General features: G+C 65.4%; 14 protein-coding genes and 3 pseudogenes. 8 read left to right on the top strand and 9 right to left on the bottom strand.

The genetic code is table 11. From position 1 onward, the window contains the following. Together BSP109_RS17805 and BSP109_RS17355 are read right to left on the bottom strand one after the other, a co-directional pair. Positions 1–806 (bottom strand): annotated as a pseudogene (locus BSP109_RS17805) (IS3 family transposase); the annotation flags it as partial. A gap of 675 nt (positions 807–1481) precedes the next feature. Further along, complete coding sequence (locus BSP109_RS17355) at positions 1482–1646, bottom strand: hypothetical protein (RefSeq protein ID WP_180959764.1); 165 nt, start codon at positions 1644–1646, stop codon at positions 1482–1484. A gap of 95 nt (positions 1647–1741) precedes the next feature. On the opposite strand from BSP109_RS17355, the gene BSP109_RS14350 reads away from it, so the two are divergent. Next, positions 1742–1978 (top strand): hypothetical protein, encoded by a 237-nt coding sequence (locus BSP109_RS14350; RefSeq protein ID WP_101601531.1) that lies wholly within the window; start codon positions 1742–1744, stop codon positions 1976–1978. 106 nt (positions 1979–2084) lie between these two features. On the opposite strand, the gene BSP109_RS14345 is transcribed toward BSP109_RS14350, so the two are convergent. The 7 genes and pseudogenes from BSP109_RS14345 to BSP109_RS14315 form a co-directional block, all read right to left on the bottom strand. After that, a complete protein-coding gene (locus tag BSP109_RS14345; RefSeq protein WP_101601529.1) occupies positions 2085–3272 on the bottom strand; it encodes a site-specific integrase in 1188 nt (395 codons plus the stop codon). A gap of 29 nt (positions 3273–3301) precedes the next feature. Beyond that, positions 3302–3652: an AlpA family transcriptional regulator gene (locus BSP109_RS14340; RefSeq protein ID WP_257944715.1), complete on the bottom strand. Its 351-nt coding sequence runs from the start codon at positions 3650–3652 to the stop codon at positions 3302–3304. A gap of 474 nt (positions 3653–4126) precedes the next feature. After that, the gene (gene istB, locus BSP109_RS14335; protein WP_101601527.1) at positions 4127–4918 is read right to left on the bottom strand and encodes an IS21-like element helper ATPase IstB; all 792 of its coding nucleotides are present in this window, start codon (positions 4916–4918) and stop codon (positions 4127–4129) included. Continuing rightward, positions 4915–6066 (bottom strand): annotated as a pseudogene (locus BSP109_RS14330) (DDE-type integrase/transposase/recombinase); the annotation flags it as partial. The gene istB (BSP109_RS14335) and the pseudogene BSP109_RS14330, both read right to left, overlap by 4 nt. A 93-nt stretch (positions 6067–6159) precedes the next feature. Then, positions 6160–7149 carry a tyrosine-type recombinase/integrase gene (locus BSP109_RS14325; RefSeq protein ID WP_101601525.1) on the bottom strand — a complete coding sequence of 330 codons (990 nt, stop codon included), beginning with the start codon at positions 7147–7149 and terminating at the stop codon, positions 6160–6162. Next, positions 7146–8072, bottom strand: a complete 927-nt coding sequence (locus tag BSP109_RS14320; RefSeq protein WP_101601523.1) for a tyrosine-type recombinase/integrase — start codon at positions 8070–8072, stop codon at positions 7146–7148. The genes BSP109_RS14325 and BSP109_RS14320 overlap by 4 nt, the downstream gene beginning before the upstream one ends. Then, complete coding sequence (locus BSP109_RS14315) at positions 8069–9283, bottom strand: site-specific integrase (protein WP_101601521.1); 1215 nt, start codon at positions 9281–9283, stop codon at positions 8069–8071. The genes BSP109_RS14320 and BSP109_RS14315 overlap by 4 nt, the downstream gene beginning before the upstream one ends. 154 nt (positions 9284–9437) lie before the next feature. Here BSP109_RS14315 and BSP109_RS14310 point away from each other — a divergent pair. The 7 genes and pseudogenes from BSP109_RS14310 to BSP109_RS14280 all read left to right on the top strand — a co-directional run. After that, positions 9438–10619: pseudogene (locus tag BSP109_RS14310) on the top strand (DDE-type integrase/transposase/recombinase); the annotation flags it as partial. Then, complete coding sequence (gene istB, locus BSP109_RS14305; protein ID WP_180959763.1) at positions 10616–11410, top strand: IS21-like element helper ATPase IstB; 795 nt, start codon at positions 10616–10618, stop codon at positions 11408–11410. The pseudogene BSP109_RS14310 and the gene istB (BSP109_RS14305), both read left to right, overlap by 4 nt. Positions 11411–12038: 628 nt before the next feature. Next, positions 12039–13016, top strand: a complete 978-nt coding sequence (gene dprA / locus BSP109_RS14300) for a DNA-processing protein DprA (RefSeq protein WP_180959762.1) — start codon at positions 12039–12041, stop codon at positions 13014–13016. Between the two features lie 566 nt (positions 13017–13582). Then, entirely contained in the window at positions 13583–14611 is a 1029-nt protein-coding gene (locus BSP109_RS14295; RefSeq protein WP_101601518.1) for a helix-turn-helix domain-containing protein, read from the top strand. A gap of 644 nt (positions 14612–15255) precedes the next feature. Next, positions 15256–15633 (top strand): hypothetical protein, encoded by a 378-nt coding sequence (locus BSP109_RS17025; RefSeq protein WP_146001175.1) that lies wholly within the window; start codon positions 15256–15258, stop codon positions 15631–15633. A gap of 260 nt (positions 15634–15893) precedes the next feature. Continuing rightward, on the top strand, positions 15894–16538 hold the full coding sequence (locus BSP109_RS14285) for a hypothetical protein (RefSeq protein WP_219618563.1): 645 nt from the start codon (positions 15894–15896) through the stop codon (positions 16536–16538). Continuing rightward, the gene (locus tag BSP109_RS14280; protein WP_101601513.1) at positions 16535–17215 is read left to right on the top strand and encodes an SAF domain-containing protein; all 681 of its coding nucleotides are present in this window, start codon (positions 16535–16537) and stop codon (positions 17213–17215) included. Before BSP109_RS14285 ends, BSP109_RS14280 begins: the two co-directional genes overlap by 4 nt. The last annotated feature ends 54 nt before the right edge of the window (positions 17216–17269 follow it).

Here is a 17269-nt window from a genome sequence, read left to right as displayed (position 1 = left end):
CATCGCCCAGCCCAGCACCCGCCGCGAACACGCATCCCTGACCACGCACAAGTACAGCCACCCCTCACCCGTCCTCAGATAAGTGATGTCAGAAATCCACACCGCGTCCAGCCGTCCCTGATCCCACACCCTGCCGACCCGATCCGGAATGTGATGGACCGCCACTCCCGGGATCGTCGTCACCGGCCTGAACCGACGCGGACTGATCCCTTCCAGCCCCTGCCTGCGCATCGATCGGGCCACCGTCTTCCGATCCACCGGAATGCCTTCACGCTGCAGCTGCGCCGCCACCCGCGGAGCGCCGTAGACCCCTTCGGAGTCCTCGTGCGTGATCTTCACCTGCGCGTCCATGACCGTCCGCGCGGTCTTCCGCGGACCCGGAGCCAGGAGGCGGTGTGTCCACGCGTAGAAGCCGGCACGAGAGACGTGCAGGAGTCTGGCCATCCGCGCGATCGTGTAGTTCGCCTTCTGCGCGTCGATCAACTCGAACCGTTCTGCTTCCGAGGCTTCGATGCGAAGAAGGCTGCCGCTTTTCCCAAGAACGCGTTGTCCTCCCGCAGCTCGAACACTTCCCGACGCAGCCGCTTCAACTCCGACCGCTCGTCTTCTTCCAACGGACCGGTGGATTTCCCGTCCCCGTGGAGACGTTCCTTCTCCTGTCGCACCCAGTTGCCCAGCGTCTGGGGACCGACGTTGATCTCGTGAGCCACGGCCGCGATCGAGCGGCCTGTATCGATGACCAGATGCGCGGCTTCGCGCTTGTAGTCCTCGGTGTACGACCGTCGCTGCTTTCTGCTTGACGACATGCCAGACATCCTTCCAGCGGAACCCGTGATCCCGCTATCTCGGGTGTCTACAACTCGAGGCTAACCCCAGAGGTCGCAGGTTCAAATCCTGCCCCCGCTACGAAAAAGTGGCCCCTGACCTGCGGAAACGCAGATCAGGGGCCACTTGGTTTCTTGAACCAAATGGCCTTATTCAACGTTTATTCAACGAAAACGTTCGAGATCGTTCAACGGAAACGTGGTCGGGGCCGGGTTGTAGGCCCCGTGTTCCATGTGACTCCGAGGCCCCCGCGACTCGGGCCACGGCGAGGTGGGCGATCACGATCCCTCCCAACGCCCAACTCAGACCGCCGGCGTTCCAGTGGCCCGCGATCCGCGGGCCTGGGGAGCTGGTGTCTTGGCGTCAGACGTGCCTGCAGTCGGTGTACCGGTAGCGGCGGATCGTGACCTCGAACGTCGTGGGGCACCAGCCCATCGGGCACACGGGCAGTCGCCGGACGGCGGTGTCTGGAGACACTCCTTGGCTGCCGCTGCGTCGACGACCAGCGCTCGGGTTCGACAACCCTGCAGCGAGCACCGAACCGCCGGTGGCGATGTGTTGGCCGGTGACGTCCTGCCCAAGTTTGTCGAGGCCGCAGAACGTGGTAAGGCCAGGGCGAGCGAAGATAGCCTCGAGCACTCGACATCAACCGGCGGCTACTGCCGGGCATCGGTGCCAGTGTCAGCGCTGTCTTCGGCTGGAGGGGTTGTTCGTTGTGGGCCGCGGGCGAGGACGTAGATGAACAGGACGCCCATGACTGCGGCGCCGACCCACATGGCGTTCTGCCATCCGTCCACGAATGACTCTTGCGCGATCTGCACGATCGTATGGGTCTGGGGTCCGGTGCCGTCAGCGGCAGCGGGCCTGTCAGAAAAAACGGTGGATCCGAGTCGGCCTGATGGAAGGAAGTCAGGCTGTGACAGAAGTACCGAACGGGGTCGAGATGATCGATCCTGTGACTGGGGAGATTCTTGATGACCAGGCCCTCGCTGAGCGGGTCGTCACGAACGCCAAGACGAACGGGTCGGGCCTGCTGGGTCCTGATGGCGCGTTGGGGCAGTTGACGAAGAACGTGCTGGAGATCGCGCTCACTTCGCACGGTGGTTCACCGGGTGCAGCAACTGACCTACCCCGGACAGTTGGTAAAGACTGAGTTACTGCTCGGTCTGGCAGCAAGTGCTCCCCAGGCGCACAGCGTGTTCGTTGACTTCAACGACCTTGTTGCGGCCCGCTTGGGCCGCCAGGACTCGGTCGGGGCGTCAGTTGGGAGGTGTCGGTGGTGGTTTCCCGGCGAAGGATTGAAGGATGTGTGTCACGTCGGGGGTCATCCGGTCCTTCTCGATGTAGTACTCCTTGGTGATCGTGTCCGAGGAGTGGCCCAGGACGCGTGCGGCGGTGTCGGAGTCGACGAGCCGGTCGACGAGGGTTGCGACGGTCTTGCGGAACGTATGGGGTGTGACCCATTCGTATCCTGTGTCGGCTCGGATGGTGCGCCAGCGACGTTCGATGTTCCCGACCTGATGCCAAGTGCCGTTGCGAGTCGCGAAGACGGCATTGTTCCGGTTGGCTGGTTGCTCGATGCGGCGGCGCATCAGTAGATCGACAGCGAAAGGCGGCAATGCCATCCTCCGCTCTGAGGAATCCGACTTCGGCTTGTCCTTGCGGTAGTTCCCGCGCCCCTTTTCGTACTTGATCGTGCCGTTGATATCGACGGTGGGAGGAGAGGCGGTGAAGTCGATGTCGCTCCAGCGGATGGCAAGGACCTCGCCGATACGACAGGCGGTAGCAAGAAGAAGATCCACAATGTCGGGCATGTCCTTGTTGGGCCTGGGCCCGGGGCGCTTTTTAGTCATCCAGACGTGTACGGCGTGTCGGACGGCGTTGAGGTCTTCGACTGAGAGGGCTTGGACCTCCTTCTTGGTGAATCGAAGGCGGGATGTCGATGACACGGGGTTCGACGGGAGGGCGTCATCGAGGACCGCTGCATCGAACATCATCTTCAAGACGGTCTTGCTCTTCTTGCGACGGCTTTCGGATTTCTGGGCGAGGATCAGGCGTTCCAGCCGTCCGGCGGTGACCTCGCGCAGTCGGACGTTCCCGATGGCGGGCTCGATGACGTTTTCGATAATCCGCTGGTACTGGTTCGCGGTGGTGGCTTCTGCGTGGCCGGTGTCGACTCGTTCGGCGCGGTAGAGGCCCATCCAAATCTCGGCGACCTGGCTGATGCGCATGTCGGGGTTGATTTGGTCGCCGGTGGGTGCGATTCGGTCGGCGATCTTGGCTTTGAGTTCACGTTGGGCCGCAGCAGGGCTTCGTCCAGTGGCGGTGATCTGACGGGTCGTGCCGTCGAAATCGCGGAACCGCGTCCAGGCGCGATGAACTCCGGTTCGGATCTCTTTGGTCTTGATTCTCCCGAATGTTCCGATGGGGAGTGGGGGGCGCGCCATGGTTGATCTTTCTTGAGAGAGGTAAGTCGCTATCGTCGGCGTTGCCGAGATTTGCGGGACATGGAGAGCGCGGCGTTGTGCGCGGCGTCTTTGCCGCGCTGTGACTCCTGGTCGTCGGGCACCAGATCGGGTTCGACTTCTTCGGTGTGAGCTTCGATCCACGCGTCGAGATCTGAACGGCGGTAGCGCAGAGCCCCGCCCGCCTTCACTGCTCGAGGCCCAAAGCCGGGGCGACGGGTCCGCCACGTGTAGAGGGTGGACTTCGCGACACCGAGGTAGTCGGCAGCCTGAGCAATACCCATCGTGGCTGGCACGAGCGTGAGATTGCTGGTCGAAACCGGAACTGGTACGACACGAGGGATCGTCTCCTGTGCGCTCATGACTGCACCGAAGCGTTACTGCATTGGGGCTGACCGTGATTGCAGCACTGTTGGGCTCCACGGAGGTCTGCCGTCGTGGTTGGCGCAGCTCTGCAACCACTGATCGAGTGCCCTCTGCCGGTGCTGAGGATCTCCTCCATCTGGGTGTCTCCTTCCGTTCTTGGCTGGGCTCGCCCCGCCTGCGTTCTTGACATACATACCTATGGAGGAACGACCACGGCGGGCGATCACATCGAACCTGTGGATAAAGCGGGCAGTTTGCAGAGCTGTGGATAACCAGGACGCTCCTCAATGGATCGAGTGCGATCCTTAGCGTGGGCGGCGATGGGGAGATCAGCCGGCTGGCATGTCAAGGGACAGTAGGAACTGCCCAGTGGCGGACATGAAACCTGCCCGCTGACGGTCACGAGAACTGCCCGGTGGTGGCCATGGGATCTGCCCAAGGGGGCTGCGGGCCACCACCGGCTCGTCGGGTCAGCTCAACGGGCTCACCCCCCGGCCGGCGAGTGCCTGGGTGAGCCGGACGGAGTCGCCGCTGGTCTGGCAGACGTGGGCGTGGTGCAGGAGCCGGTCGACTGTGGCGGTGGCCAGGGTCTTGGGCATCAGCTCGTCGAACCCGGATGGGTGCAGGTTCGAGCTGATCGCGACAGACCGTTTCTCATAGGCGGCGTCGACGAGCCGGTAGAGCCCCTCGGCGGCGTCCACGGCAACCGGGAGTAGTCCGATGTCGTCGACGATGACCAGGTCGGCCCGCAGCACGCGGGCGATGGCCTTCGACACGGTGTCGTCCGCCCGGTGGCGGCGTAGCAGCACGCCGAGGTCTTCCAGGGTGAACCAGGCGACCTTGAGGCCTTCCTCGACGGCCTGTTGGCCGAGTGCCTCCAGTAGGAACGTCTTCCCGGTCCCCGACGGGCCGCACACGACGAGGTTCTCGCGCCGGTGGACCCACTCCAGGGTGCGCAGTGCCTGCTGGGTCGGTGCCGGGATCGAGGAGACCTCGGGTTGCCAGGCATCGAACGTCTTCCCGGTCGGGAACCCGGCGGCGGCGCGTCTGGTGGCGAGTGCGGAGCGTTCCCGGCCGGCGACCTCCTCGGCGAACAGCGCCTTGAGCACCTCGGCTGGTTCCCAGCGTTGGGCCTTCGCGGTCGCCACGACCTCGGGGGCGTGGCGGCGGATGTGCGGCAGCCGCAACCTGCGCAACAGGTCCTCCAACTCCACCGGCAGCGGCGGCGCGGACACTGATGCCGATGCGGTTCTCGTCGTCATCGGCTCACCCCGTCCTCGTCGTGCTGGCCGAGTCGTGCCCATGCGCTGGTGCCCTGGGTCAGTGAGCGATCCTCGCTGGCTCGGTGCTCACCGGCGCCGGGTTGGCGGGCGTGGTGGTCCAGGATCGAGGACAGGTCGGCCTCGGCGAACCGTCCGTGGACCGCGGCGTGTCCGAGTGCCCAGTCGACCTCGACGGGGTCGAACAGCTTGGCCAGGGCGAGCGCTTCGGCCATCTTGACCCGCATCTTGGTGGTGCCGGCGGCAGCTGCCTCGATCAGCCACAACCGGGCGCCCTCACCCAGGTCGAGGAACTCCGCCTCAGCCGGGTTCTTCGCCCGCGGCCGTCGGTCCAGCGGCCCCTCGGGTTGGGGCGGGAAGTGGGCGTCATCGATCTGCGGGGTGCCGGGCGTGGCCCGGTGGTGGCGGGCGACCTCGACGGGGCCGTCGTCGCCGACGTGGACGAGGATCACCTGCTCCTCAGCGCCGACACCGTGGGTCCGCACCCACACGGTCTGACCGAGCAGCTGGTGCGGAACCGAGTACTGGCCGGACTCGAACATCACCATCGGCGTGTTCGCCGGCACCTGCCGGGTGGTGCCGAACGCGACCGTGTGCGGGCTCAGCGCGACCGGGTGCAGCCGACCGCGTTCCTCGGCCAGCATCTCGACCGGGGGCCGTTTCGTGACCCGGTGCGCTCTGGCGTTGACCTTCTCGCAGAACGCCTCACACGCTGCCTCGAGCTCAGCGAACGAGCCGTAGGCCTCGAGCAGGTTGGTGTCCTTCGGCACCAGGTCGGCCTTGCTGATCTTCACCGACGCCTCGGTGCCACCCTTGGACGCCGGATCCGCCGGGACACAGGTGTGGACGGTGACCGAGTAGTGCTCAGCGAACCCGACCAGCTGCGGGTTGCGGACCGGGATCCCGGCGATGTGCTCGGTCGTGACGGTCTTCTCGTTGTCGGTCAGCACGTAGGTCGGAACCCCACCCAGCCGCCGGAACGTCTGGTCGAGCGCAGCGAACACGCTCGGCATCGTCTTGTCCCGCAACGGCAGCACGACCCGGAATCGTGACCAGGCCAGCCAGGCGACGAACAGCACCGTCTTGACGCCGTCGACGACCGGGCCCTCGCCGTAGTCGTACTGCAGCCATTATGTGGATCGCGCGACTATGCGGCGTCAGACCCCTCGGCCGCCCGGAACCCCCGTTGCGAGGGGGCTTCTCGTGTGAACCGGTCCGCATAGTCACAGGCCTTCGAGGAAGGCGAGGAGGCTGTCGGGTGGCCGGTATCTGCCTGGGTTGACCTGTGGTTGAGCGGTGCGAGCGATCGCGCGTTCCTTGAGCTGCAGATCGGCGTGGAGGTAGATCTGGGTGGTGCGGGCCTGCTCGTGGCCGAGCCACAGCGCGATGACCGAGGTGTCCACCCCGGCCTGCAGGAGTCGCATCGCTGCCGTGTGCCGCAGCGTGTGCACGGTGATCGTCTTGTTCCCCAGCGAGGAGCAGTGCTCGGTGGCCGTCGCTACGTGACGGGCGACCAGGCGCCGCACCGCGTCCCGGCTCAGAGGTGCCCCGCGAGGGCCAGGGAAGAGCGGGTGCTCGGCCGCGCCACTGCGCTCGCGGAGCCAAACCCGGAGCACTGCGGTGGTGCCAGCGGTCAACGGAGTGGTGCGTTCCTTGCGACCCTTGCCGTGGCAGCGTAGATGAGCACCGGTGCCCAGTTCGATGTCTGCGCAGGTGAGGCCGGTGAGTTCGGAAACCCGCAGCCCAGTCTGGAGCGCGGTGGCGAGCAGGGCATGGTCGCGTCGACCGAGCCAACGGGTCCGGTCCGGGGCAGCCAGGAGCGCGTCAGCCTCATGTTCGGCGAGGAAGGTGACCATCGCCTTGTCGAAACGCTTGGGTGGAATGGCGAGCACGCGCTGAATGAGCGCGGCGTGCTCGGGGTGCTGGAACGATGCATAGCGGAACAGCGAGTGCACCGCGGTGAGCCGCAGGTTCCGGGTGCGCACACCGTTGTTTCGCGCATCTTGGAGGTGGTCGAGGAACTTGGTGACCAGTGGTGCGTCGACATCGGTGATGTCCAGATTGGACGGCGCCTTGCCGGTCGCCTGTTCGGCGAACACCAACAGCAGCCGAAACGTGTCGCGGTAGGCGGCCACGGTGTGCGGGCTGGCCTGTCGCTGGTTGAGGAGCCGTTCGGTGAAGAACGCCTCCAACAGGGGCGCGAAGGTATTCATGGCCGCGCTCCTGGAATCGACTCGAGCCTGTCGGCGGCCAGACCGAGCAACTCGGGGGTCCCGGTCAGGTACCAATACGTTGCCGCGGGGTTGCTGTGTCCCAGAAAGGTCGACAGCAGCGGCAGTCGAGGAGCGACGTCCACGCCGTCGCGATACCACTGCAGCAAAGCGTTGACCGCTGCCGTGTGCCGCAGATCGTGCAGCCGAGGTCGACACCGTGGCGAGCGCGACTCTAAACCAACCTCACGACACAGCGTCCCGAACACCGTCGTGGCGTTGCTGGGGATCAACCGGGTGCCGGTGGTCGAGATGAAGAAGCTCGACGTCTTCGCCTCAAGACCGGCTGCGTCCCGACGCTGGGCATAATGCTGCAAGGCGGTCACGGTGCTGCGATGGAGTGGCAACTGTCTGGAAGAGCCGCGCTTCCCGTGGCGGATCGTGAGTAGTCCTTGTTCCCAGTCAACGTCATCGCGATCGAGTGCGGTGGCCTCGCCGATCCGCATCCCAGTCACTGTCAAGAGTCCGATCAACGTCTGATATGTCGCTGCGCGTATCGGCGTTGGGAGCCGGCCAGCGGCCTGTAGCAGCTCAGCGATCTCCTGTTCTGTGTAGATGAATGGGGTGGCTCGATGGTTGCCGTCAGGCAGCAGGTTCGCCGGTGGAACCTCGGTGGCCGGTTCCAGCGCCTGCTGGTGGATCGCGAAGCCACGAACGACACCGAGCCGTGCATGCAGCCACGTCGCGTCAGCGTCGACGGGTTGCCTGGCCCAGGCGACCGCAGCGGTCGTGGTCACGATGTCGGTTCCCGTGGCGTCGAGGTACGCAGCGAAGTCTCGTAGCAGCCGGGCCTGGTTGACCAGCCCGAAACCCAAGGAACGACGCAGCTTCAGGTACTCCTCGACCGCAGTCCTCACGCCGCTCATCGGGTTTCTCTCGGCCACGGACGAGCCAGGTCTCTCAGCGCGGTCTGGTCGACCTTGGCGTATCGCGCGGTCGAGGCGGTGCTGCGGTGGCGCAACACGAGCGCGACCTCCGGCAGCGACCCACCAGAGCGCAGCATCTCGGTTGCGGCTGTATGCCGAAGCCGGTGCGCGTTCGCATCCGCAACGCCTGCCCGGCGACCGGCGGTGCGAACGACATCGGCCAGACCGGCCGCGGTCAGGCCTCGGATCGGTGCATTGGCGCGCAGGAACACCGTGCGGCTCGTGCTTGTCGGTCGCCCCGTCTGCAGGTAGGCAGCGACCGCCTCCCCGACGTCGCTGGGCAACGGCAGTCGTTCGCTTCGGTTGCCTTTCCCGCGCACGACGATCTGACCGGACCTCCAGTCGATGTCATCGAGTTGCAGGCCTGCGACCTCGCCGGCTCGGAGTCCGAGTCTGACCATCAGCAGCATGACTGCGTAGTCGCGGCGCCCCGTACGTCGGCGGTGATCGCAAGCAGCCAACAGACTCTTGACCTGTGTCTGGGACAGCGCCCGTGGCAGGGCGTCCCCACTCCAGCCCGCGACGCTGGGGACCGCTTGAGCCAACCCGAAAATGGTCGCGCCCTGGAGGTGTAGCCAACCTAGGAACGAGCGGAGCCCGGTGATGAGATTCTTCGCCGACCCGACGCTACGACAGGACACCTCGCCGGTCACGAACTCCACGACATCCCTCGCCGACAAGCCAGCCAGCTGCGGTTCGCCATCGACCTGTGGAACCTGCGCCACGAACAGTTCGGCCACGCCAACGTAGTTGTCGACGGTTCCCCCGGCCAGTCCGCGTTCGCTCGCCAAATAACCCCGGAAGCGAACGCAGATCATCGACGCAGCGGTCGGGGCGTCCACCGGTGGTGATGGCGCGGTATCGGTGGCGCCGGCCTCGTGCAGATAGGTGAGCAACACCGCGAGCGTCCTGACCGTCGGACGCCATGCACGACTGTCCCCGCAGGAACGCAGAAACTCCTCCGCGACCGACACGGTCAACACGTCGACCCCCAGCCGGCGCCCTTCGAGCCACCGACTCAACTGTCCGCTCAACCCGAGCAGCGACGCGATGGTTCGCTCCGCATATCCCAATCGGCTGAGCTCATCGCGGAACCCCGACGCATACGGCGCCAGCGGTCCCGACCACGAAATACTTGCTGTCTTGGCCATGACGGCCTCCTCTCCGGATCCTCCGGACAGGAGCCTGACCGCCCTCCGCAGTCCCCGCGACTATGCGGACCGGTTCACTACGAGAAGCCCCCTCGCAACGGGGGTTCCGGGCGGCCGAGGGGTCTGACGCCGCATAGTCGCGCGATCCACATAATGGCTGCAGTACGACTATGGCGACGGCCCGGTCGTCGACGGAGTCAAGACCGTGCTGTTCGTTGCCTGGCTGGCCTGGTCGCGGTTCCGGGTGGTGATCGCGTTACGGGACAAGACCATGCCGAGCGTGTTCGCTGCCCTGGACCAGACCTTCCGGCGCCTGGGTGGGGTGCCGACCTATGTGCTGACTGACAACGAGAAGACCGTCACGGTCGAGCACATCGCCGGGATCCCGGTCCGCAACGGACAGCTCGTCGGGTTCGCTGAGCACTACTCGGTGGTGGTTCACACCTGTGTGCCCGCGGATCCGGCGTCCAAGGGCGGCACCGAGTCGTCGGTGAAGATCAGCAAGGCCGACCTGGTGCCCAAGGACACCAACCTGCGTGAGGAGTACGGGTCGTTCGGCGAGCTCGAGGCTGCGTGCGTCGAGTTCTGCCGGAAGGTCAACACCCGCGTCCATCGGACCACGAAGCGGCCACCGGTCGAGATGCTTCCCGAAGAGCGGACCCGGCTGCACCCGGTCCCGACGACCCCGCACACGGTTGCTTTCGGGACCACTCGGGTGGTGCCCGTGAACACGCCGATGGTGATGTTCGAGTCCGGCCAGTACTCGGTCCCGCACACGCTGCTCGGCGCCACGGTGTGGGCCAGGGCCCAGGGTGTCGGGGACGGCGAGCAGGTCGTCATCGTCCACGTCGACCCCACCGGCAAGGACGGTCCGGTTGAGGTCGCCCGCCACGCACGCGCGACGCCGGGCACGCCGAAGATCGATGACGAGCACTTCCCGCCGCAGCCGGAAGGTCCGTTGAACCGCCAGCCACGAGCGAAGAACCCAGCGGAATCGGAGTTCCTCGACCTGGGCGAAGGCGCGAGGTTGTGGCTGATCGAAGCAGCTGCCGCAGGAACCACGAAGATGCGGGTCAAGATGAGCGAAGCCCTCGCGTTGGCCAAGCTGTTCGACCCCGTCGAGGTCGACTGGGCGCTGGGCCATGCCGCGGTCCATGGTCGGTTCGCCGAGGCCGACCTGTCCTCGATCCTCGATCACCATGCCCAACTGCCCGCTGTTGGCGAGCACCGTGCCGGCGAAGAACGTTCGCTGACCCAGGGAACCGCAGGGTGGGCACGACTCGGCCAACAAGTGGGCCAGCCCGGTGGGTACGACCAGGGTGAGGTGACCCGATGACGACCAAGACCACCACACCGTCGATGGCGTCCGCGCCGCCGTTGCCGGCCGAGTTGGAGGACCTCTTGCGGCGGCTTCGGCTACCGCACATCCGTCGCCATGCCCCCGACGTGGTCGCGACCGCGAAAGCCCAGCGCTGGGAACCGGCCGAGGTGTTGAAGGCCCTGTTCGCTGAGGAGGTCGCCGGCAGGGAACGCTCCGCACTCGCCACGAGGCGGGCCGCGGCGGGGTTCCCGACAGGAAAGACCTTCGACGCCTGGGACCCCGAGGCGTCCTCGATCCCAGCACCGACCCAGCAGGCCTTGCGGACCCTGGAATGGGTGCACCGACGGGAGAACCTCGTGGTGTGTGGGCCATCAGGCACCGGGAAGACGTTCCTCCTGGAGGCACTGGGTCAGCAAGCCGTCGAGCAGGGGTTGAAGGTCGCCTGGTTCACCCTGGAAGACCTCGGCGTGCTCCTGCGCCGGCACCGTGCCGACGACACCGTCACCAAGGCCATCGCCCGGGTCCTACGTGCCGACGTCGTTGTCGTTGATGACATCGGACTTTTGCCGGTGGCCGCGGACGCTGCCGAGGGGCTCTACCGGCTCGTCGACGCCGCGTACGAGAAGCGCTCGGTCGCGATCAGTTCGAACCTGCACCCCTCGGGGTTCGACGAACTGATGCCCAAGACGCTGGCCACCGCCACCGTCGACAGACTGCTCCACCACGCCCACGTCTGCCAGACCAGCGGCGACAGCGTGCGGCTCACCCAAGCACTCGCCGGCCAAGGGGTGAGCCCGTTGAGCTGAGCACCTGGTCGGTGGTGGCCGCAGCCCCTGGGCAGATCCCATGGCCACCACCGGGCAGTTCTCGTGGCCGTCAGCGGGCAGGTTTCATGTCCGCCCCTGGGCAGTTCCTACTGTCCCTTGACAAAGATCGGACCCTCCAGCAAGCACTACATGCGGCTGGAGCTGTGCCCGAGGTGGCAGCAGCGGTCCCAGCAAGGCCCGCTCCCGCGCCTTCCGTTGACGACCTCCCTGCCTCATTGGCGTCAACAAGCGAACGCTGCGGCGTCGACTTGAGGCGATCGACCTGCGGCCATGCCTGATGTGGCGGCCAGATCCTGCGGCGCCGCGCTCGAACAATTCAGCCCGGAGCCTGGTCGCTGAGCGAGCAATCGCGCCCTAGGTACTCGAGGTCGACGACGCGAGAGGGAGGCAGTGCCATGGATGACATCGCAGGCAGCGGAACCGGGCTGACCATGATCGAGCCACGGGGCGGCACCCTGCTGACCTGCGTCGCCGGCCCAGATGAGCGACACACCGCAGGCACGACACCGTCGGATCGGACTGGACAACCGCGAGGCGGGGTCGAGTGACCCCGGCGAGCACACCCGAGGGCCCGGTCGGAGAGATTGACCGGCTGGCAAGGGCGGCGTTGACGAAGCTCGCCGATGCTGGCGATCCCCAGGTGGCGGCGCTGGTAGGCCAGTTCGGAGCAGCGCCGGTCGTCGATCTGATTCGTGGCGGCCTCCGCGGCGGGGCATGGAGCGGCTGGTCTGAGCAGGCGATCGCGCAAATTGACCCAGCAGCGGACCTCGAACAAGCCGAGCGGCAGGGTATCCGGTTCATCATTCCTGCAGATGAGGAGTGGCCGCAGCAGCTCGCCGCGCTCGACCAGTGCTCACCACAGCATGATCGCGGCGGAGTGCCCCTGGGCCTGTGGATCAAGGGCGACCAGCCACTTGCGGAGGTGACTCGTGCGGCGGTCACCGTCGATGGCTCACGATCCGCGTCGCCGTACGGAGCTGAACACGCGCGGTCGATCAGTGCTGACCTGTCCGCGCAGCAAATGACGATTGTCAGCGGGGCTGCTTTCGGTATCGATCAGTCCGCGCACCGCGGCGCACTCGCGGCAGAAGGCCTCACCGTAGCGGTCCTCGCCTGCGGTGTTGACCGTGCCTATCCGGCCGCGCACGCCGATCTTCTCGCAACTATCGGCCAACGCGGGCTGATTGTCTCGGAATGCGCGCCAGGCACAACCCCATCGCGCACGCGATTCCTGGCACGAAGTCGAATCACCGCAGCCCTGAGCGAGGGAACGGTTGTCGTAGAGGCCGCCCAGCGAAGCGGAGCACTGAACACCGCTCGTTGGAGCAACGAACTCCACCGCCCCGTGATGGGAGTTCCAGGCCCGGTGAGCAGCATCACTTCCGAGGGTGTGCATGGCCTGGTTCGCGCGGGACAGGCAACGATGGTGACCAGCGCGGAGGACATCATCGAAGACCTCGGGGCCCGTCCCATGGCAAGCGGAGCTGAACTCGATGCGGATAGTCACAGGACACGACGTGGACGGCCTCTCGTGCAGAGGCCAATTCCCGGTCTGAAAGAGAATCGTCAACCACCGTCGAGGTAGCAGCAGGGCACGGCACAGGCGCTACGGCATCGCCAATTGCCTCCCTGCCGGCCACGGCACCACAGCGGCTTGCTGTGCGCCATGGACAGACGTCGCGCTGCGTTGGTGATCGCAGGTCCCGCTTTGGCAGCCGGCATCGTCCTGGCCAGCAGCGCATCAAACGGCACGTGGATGAACCCGCAGCGGGTGTGTCGTCCTTCTGCCGACAGCTTCTCGGTTCGGGCGCGCAGCAGTGCGGCTTCCCAGCTGTTAGGGAGGAACTGCGTGAGCATGCCGGCAGGGAGCGGGTTGTCGTAGACATGTCCCGGTGGAAACCGTCGCCCGGAACTCCTGAGAGCTCGAACGACGATCCTCAACCTCTGACCGCTCAGTGCGGACAGGTACTGCGGTGCAAGCGATGGGACCCGGGTACGCGTCAGCTGAAAGAACTCTGCACTAGGCAAGTGTGATGAGGGTCACCTAACATGAAGGTTCGGGTCGTGAAGCGTGGATTGGCGCCTGCGGCACGGGGTCAGTTGGTCGATTGCTGCACGACTGGCGTGAGGTGAGGTGCAGGAGGTAGGAACGTGCCGTGGAGACAGGGCGACCAGTTCGCCCCAGGTTCGCTGAGATTGCAAGCGTTTGCGGCAACGGTTGCTGAGGAGATCGCACCAGTCGCGTTCTCTTCGGCGAAGTTGAGTTTGGTCGTGGAGGGGAAGGCCGAGTTCCGCACTCAGCAGGGCGCGCGACAACTCAAGCGGGGGCATCTGGTGCTGATTAGGGAGCGTACGTGGTGGTCGTCGACTCCGAACAAACTCATCCGTTCGGCCAGCGTCTTCGCAGACGAGCGGTTCTTACGGTCGTTGTTGAGCTGGGTGTATCCACCACCGGGTTGGTACGGCATGGTTGGGCATCCGAGCGCATGGAGTGATCCAGCAATCGTGATGGCCCTGGACGAGCAGGACACCATCGAGGCTGAGGAAATCCTCGGCGAGCTCATTGCCTTTGGGCCACCAGCGGCCGACCGGCCCGACGTCGAAGCGCCTGCACGGACAGCCCTGCTGCTAAGTCTCGTGGAGGTCGGTCTGCGAACGGTTCTCAAGGGCGGCGACATCCGCGCCGTTGGCCAGAATGGTGACCCGTCAGCCCGATCGATCAGTTCGATTCCCAACGGCGTAGCGCCGTCGCGCTACATCGTCCATGCCCAGACGGCGTTGAGAGCACAGTTGGCGACGGCATGGACGCTCGAACGATTGGCTGAGGAGGTATCCCTGTCGGTCCCTCAGCTATTGCGGTTGTTTAACCGCATCGTGGGCATGCCGCCGATGCGGTACCTGGCACAACTACGGCTCGAAGAGTTCTCACGGTTGCTGGAACAGCCCGACCTGTCCATCGCTGAGATCTCGCGCCAGGTTGGCTGGCGGGACCCGCGGATCGCCGCGCGATGGTTCCGCCGGCGATGGGGGGTGAACCCGGGCATGTATCGGCGGATGGCGCTGAACGACCTACCTGGTGAGCGCATACAGCAATTGGATCCCCATCAGCTGGATTCAGCTATTGCACCGCCCGAGGAGCGAGATAGCGCCCCAGGTCGTCGCTGGCCAATGTATGAATGAAGGTCCGCTCCGGTGGAGCAGGGAAGCGAGCCAGTTAGCACGATCGGCGACGAGGTCGCCACTGTCTGGAGTCGCTCAAATGATCGTTCTAGTCGCCAGAATGATCCTGTGTGAGCCATTTCACTCGCACGCGCACCTCCGTGCGGCACCATTCTTCGCAGGGAAAGGTTCTCAGAATCAGCGCTCTAGACGCGCTGGATCAAAGAGTACCTCGACAACCCCAGAGAGCGATGAATGCCAGTTCAGATGGATCAAGTCCGCCTCAGGTGATCGCCAGGCGTGCACCCCGTTCCCTTGTCAACCGAGTGGGAATGGGTCGATGCCCGATGTCCGGAAAGGTCACGATGATTCGCGTTGCGAGTGGTGTAGCTGTGCGGGGGAGGTTGCGCATGATGCGATTTCGGACTCTGGTCGCTGCCCCCCTCCTGACCGTGGCGATGCTCAGTGCGGCTGCGTGCAGCGGGGACGACCCGCAAGCCGAGCCGACACCCACGCCTCCGAGTTCCTCCTTGCCGCCCTCAACGCCGAGTGCTCCTACCTCAGAACCGGGCGGTCCGCCGGCCGATTGGGAAGACAGCTACACGGCCGATGAACTCAGCGCCTATGAGGCGGCGCTGTCCCGGTGGAGTCGGTATCAGCAGGCCGTGGAGTCAATCGACGCAGCCGGCAAGTACACGCCTGAGGCCGAGGACCTCTACCGCGAGTACATCGTGACCTGGCAGACGTCCGTCATCCAGTTGCGCGATGCGGAAAAGGCTGGAGTTCGTGTGGAGGTACCACCGGAGCCTATCTGGACCATCGCGGACTCGGTTGAGATCAAAGCCGATGGATCGGGCACGGTGGTTCTCCGACAGTGCACGGACTACAGCAAAGTGCGTGTCACCAAGGACGGCACTGTGACCGAGGAAGGGGTCAAGCCCGAGCATGTTGTCACACCGATTCTGATTCGGATGGTCACGCTCGATGGCAAGTGGAAGTACGTAGAGACGACGATTGAGGACGAGAGCACATGCGCCGCGTAGCGGCGTGTTCCCTTGGTGCCGCGCTGGTCGCGGTGGTGCTCGTTGTCCTTCCCGGTATGTTCGCACCGAGTTGGGCAGGGTGTCCGCCGGATCCGGTGTCGCCCACAGGCCTGTGTCTCAGCGACATCGTCAATCCGACGGGGCCTGATGATCCCGTGCCGACCCCAGGGGGTACGGCGCCACAGAACTGCCCAGGTGCTCCAGGCGGACGCTGTGTCGACGCGCACGGGAACCAGTGGATGGGAAGTTGCTACGCGTACATGCTGCAGCCGCAGCCCGCAGTCGGTTCGACGCTCTGGGAGCAGATCGCGGGGGACGAGACAGAAGGGACGATCTGGGCATGCGTCGACGGAATCTTGTTTGTCGTGCCCGGTGCTCCTTCGGTCGTGGATGCTGCCGGTGTCGCATTGCAGTTGATCGAGCGTGCCCCGTTTGAGGTCGCGGATGTACGCACGGCGCCTGATTCGACCTTCCACACGTATGTGAATGTCCAGAACTGGGTGTGGGTTCCGGCGTCCCAGTGGCATGAGGTGTCGGTCAGCCTGACGGCCAATGGTGCGACGGTCACCTTGCGGGCGACGCCAAGCAAGTTCGAGGTCGATATGGGCGACGGCGCGAAACCACTCGTGTGCCGTTCGGCGGGTCGGGAGTGGCGCAAGGGTATGACGGACGCGGCTACGACTTCGTGCAGTTATGCGTACAAGAAGGTCTCGACTGTCAACGCTGCGGGCCAATACAAGGCTGGCGAGCGATTCACGCTGCAGGGCCGCCTGTACTACACGGTGGCCTGGAACTGTACCGGCAACTGCTCGGGCGGTTCGGGCACCTTGGGCGAGTTCCCAGCACCGGTGGGCGCGGCCCAACAGATTGAGGTACGGCAGCGACAGACGGTGGTGACAAATTGAGCCTCGCAACTGATACTCAACGCACTTCCGGTGAGCCGGGCCTCAACCTGCGCTCGACGCTGGGCCAGGTCACCCAGAGGGCGCCTCGTCGCCTGGGCCAGTGGGCAGCATCGGTCCTCTTCATCGTGCTGGTCGTCGTCGGGCTGGTTGCGCTGTTCCAGTCCCAGAGCGACCGGGCTGAAGTGCTGGTGGTCCGGCAGCCCGTCGCGGCTGGGCAGATTATTCAGGCCAACGATGTTGAGCCCGCTGAGGTCGGTGGTGTCTTGAATGCGATCGTGGCTAGTGATGTCGAGTCGGTGATTGGCCAGCGGGCTGCCGCGGGGTTGGTCGAGGGACAGGTGCTCACCGAATCGGCTCTGAGTCAGACGCTGGTGCCTGCGGCAGGGGAACGGCTGGTTGCGATCCGTCTTGAAATGGGCCGAGTCCCGGGGCGGTTGGCTCCGGGCGATCTGGTTGACGTTCTGGTCGTTCCACCAGCTGGCGATCCCGGCACGACTGAACAACTGGACGCGCCGTTCAGGCTGGCGCAGTCAGTACGGGTCGACTCGATGGGAGAGACGCCTGACAGCGCGGTGGTGGTGACGGTGCTGGTGAAGGAAGCCGAAGCCAACGCGATCGCCGCGCATAGTGCGGCCGGCCAGGTGACCGTCGTGCAGGCCCCGGCAGCGGGGGAGTGAGGGCGTGTTGTTCGCTGTCTGCTCAGATCGTGGGGCGCCGGGGTCGACGACCAC

This window comes from Brevibacterium sp. Mu109 (assembly GCF_900169375.1).
Taxonomy (GTDB): domain Bacteria; phylum Actinomycetota; class Actinomycetes; order Actinomycetales; family Brevibacteriaceae; genus Brevibacterium; species Brevibacterium yomogidense_A.
The sequence above is the reverse complement of the archived record's forward strand: the minus strand, read 5'-3'. Positions and strand labels throughout refer to the sequence as shown.

Coding starts and splice junctions, on each gene's coding strand:
- BSP109_RS14320 (WP_101601523.1), bottom strand. CDS start 8,072: ATGAGCGGCGTGAGGACTGCGGTCGAGGAGTACCTGAAGCTGCGTCGT.
- istB (WP_101601527.1), bottom strand. CDS start 4,918: ATGACGACGAGAACCGCATCGGCATCAGTGTCCGCGCCGCCGCTGCCG.
- BSP109_RS14340 (WP_257944715.1), bottom strand. CDS start 3,652: ATGAGCGCACAGGAGACGATCCCTCGTGTCGTACCAGTTCCGGTTTCG.
- istB (WP_180959763.1), top strand. CDS start 10,616: ATGACGACCAAGACCACCACACCGTCGATGGCGTCCGCGCCGCCGTTG.
- BSP109_RS14345 (WP_101601529.1), bottom strand. CDS start 3,272: ATGGCGCGCCCCCCACTCCCCATCGGAACATTCGGGAGAATCAAGACC.
- BSP109_RS14285 (WP_219618563.1), top strand. CDS start 15,894: ATGCTGCAGCCGCAGCCCGCAGTCGGTTCGACGCTCTGGGAGCAGATC.
- BSP109_RS14325 (WP_101601525.1), bottom strand. CDS start 7,149: ATGAATACCTTCGCGCCCCTGTTGGAGGCGTTCTTCACCGAACGGCTC.
- BSP109_RS14315 (WP_101601521.1), bottom strand. CDS start 9,283: ATGGCCAAGACAGCAAGTATTTCGTGGTCGGGACCGCTGGCGCCGTAT.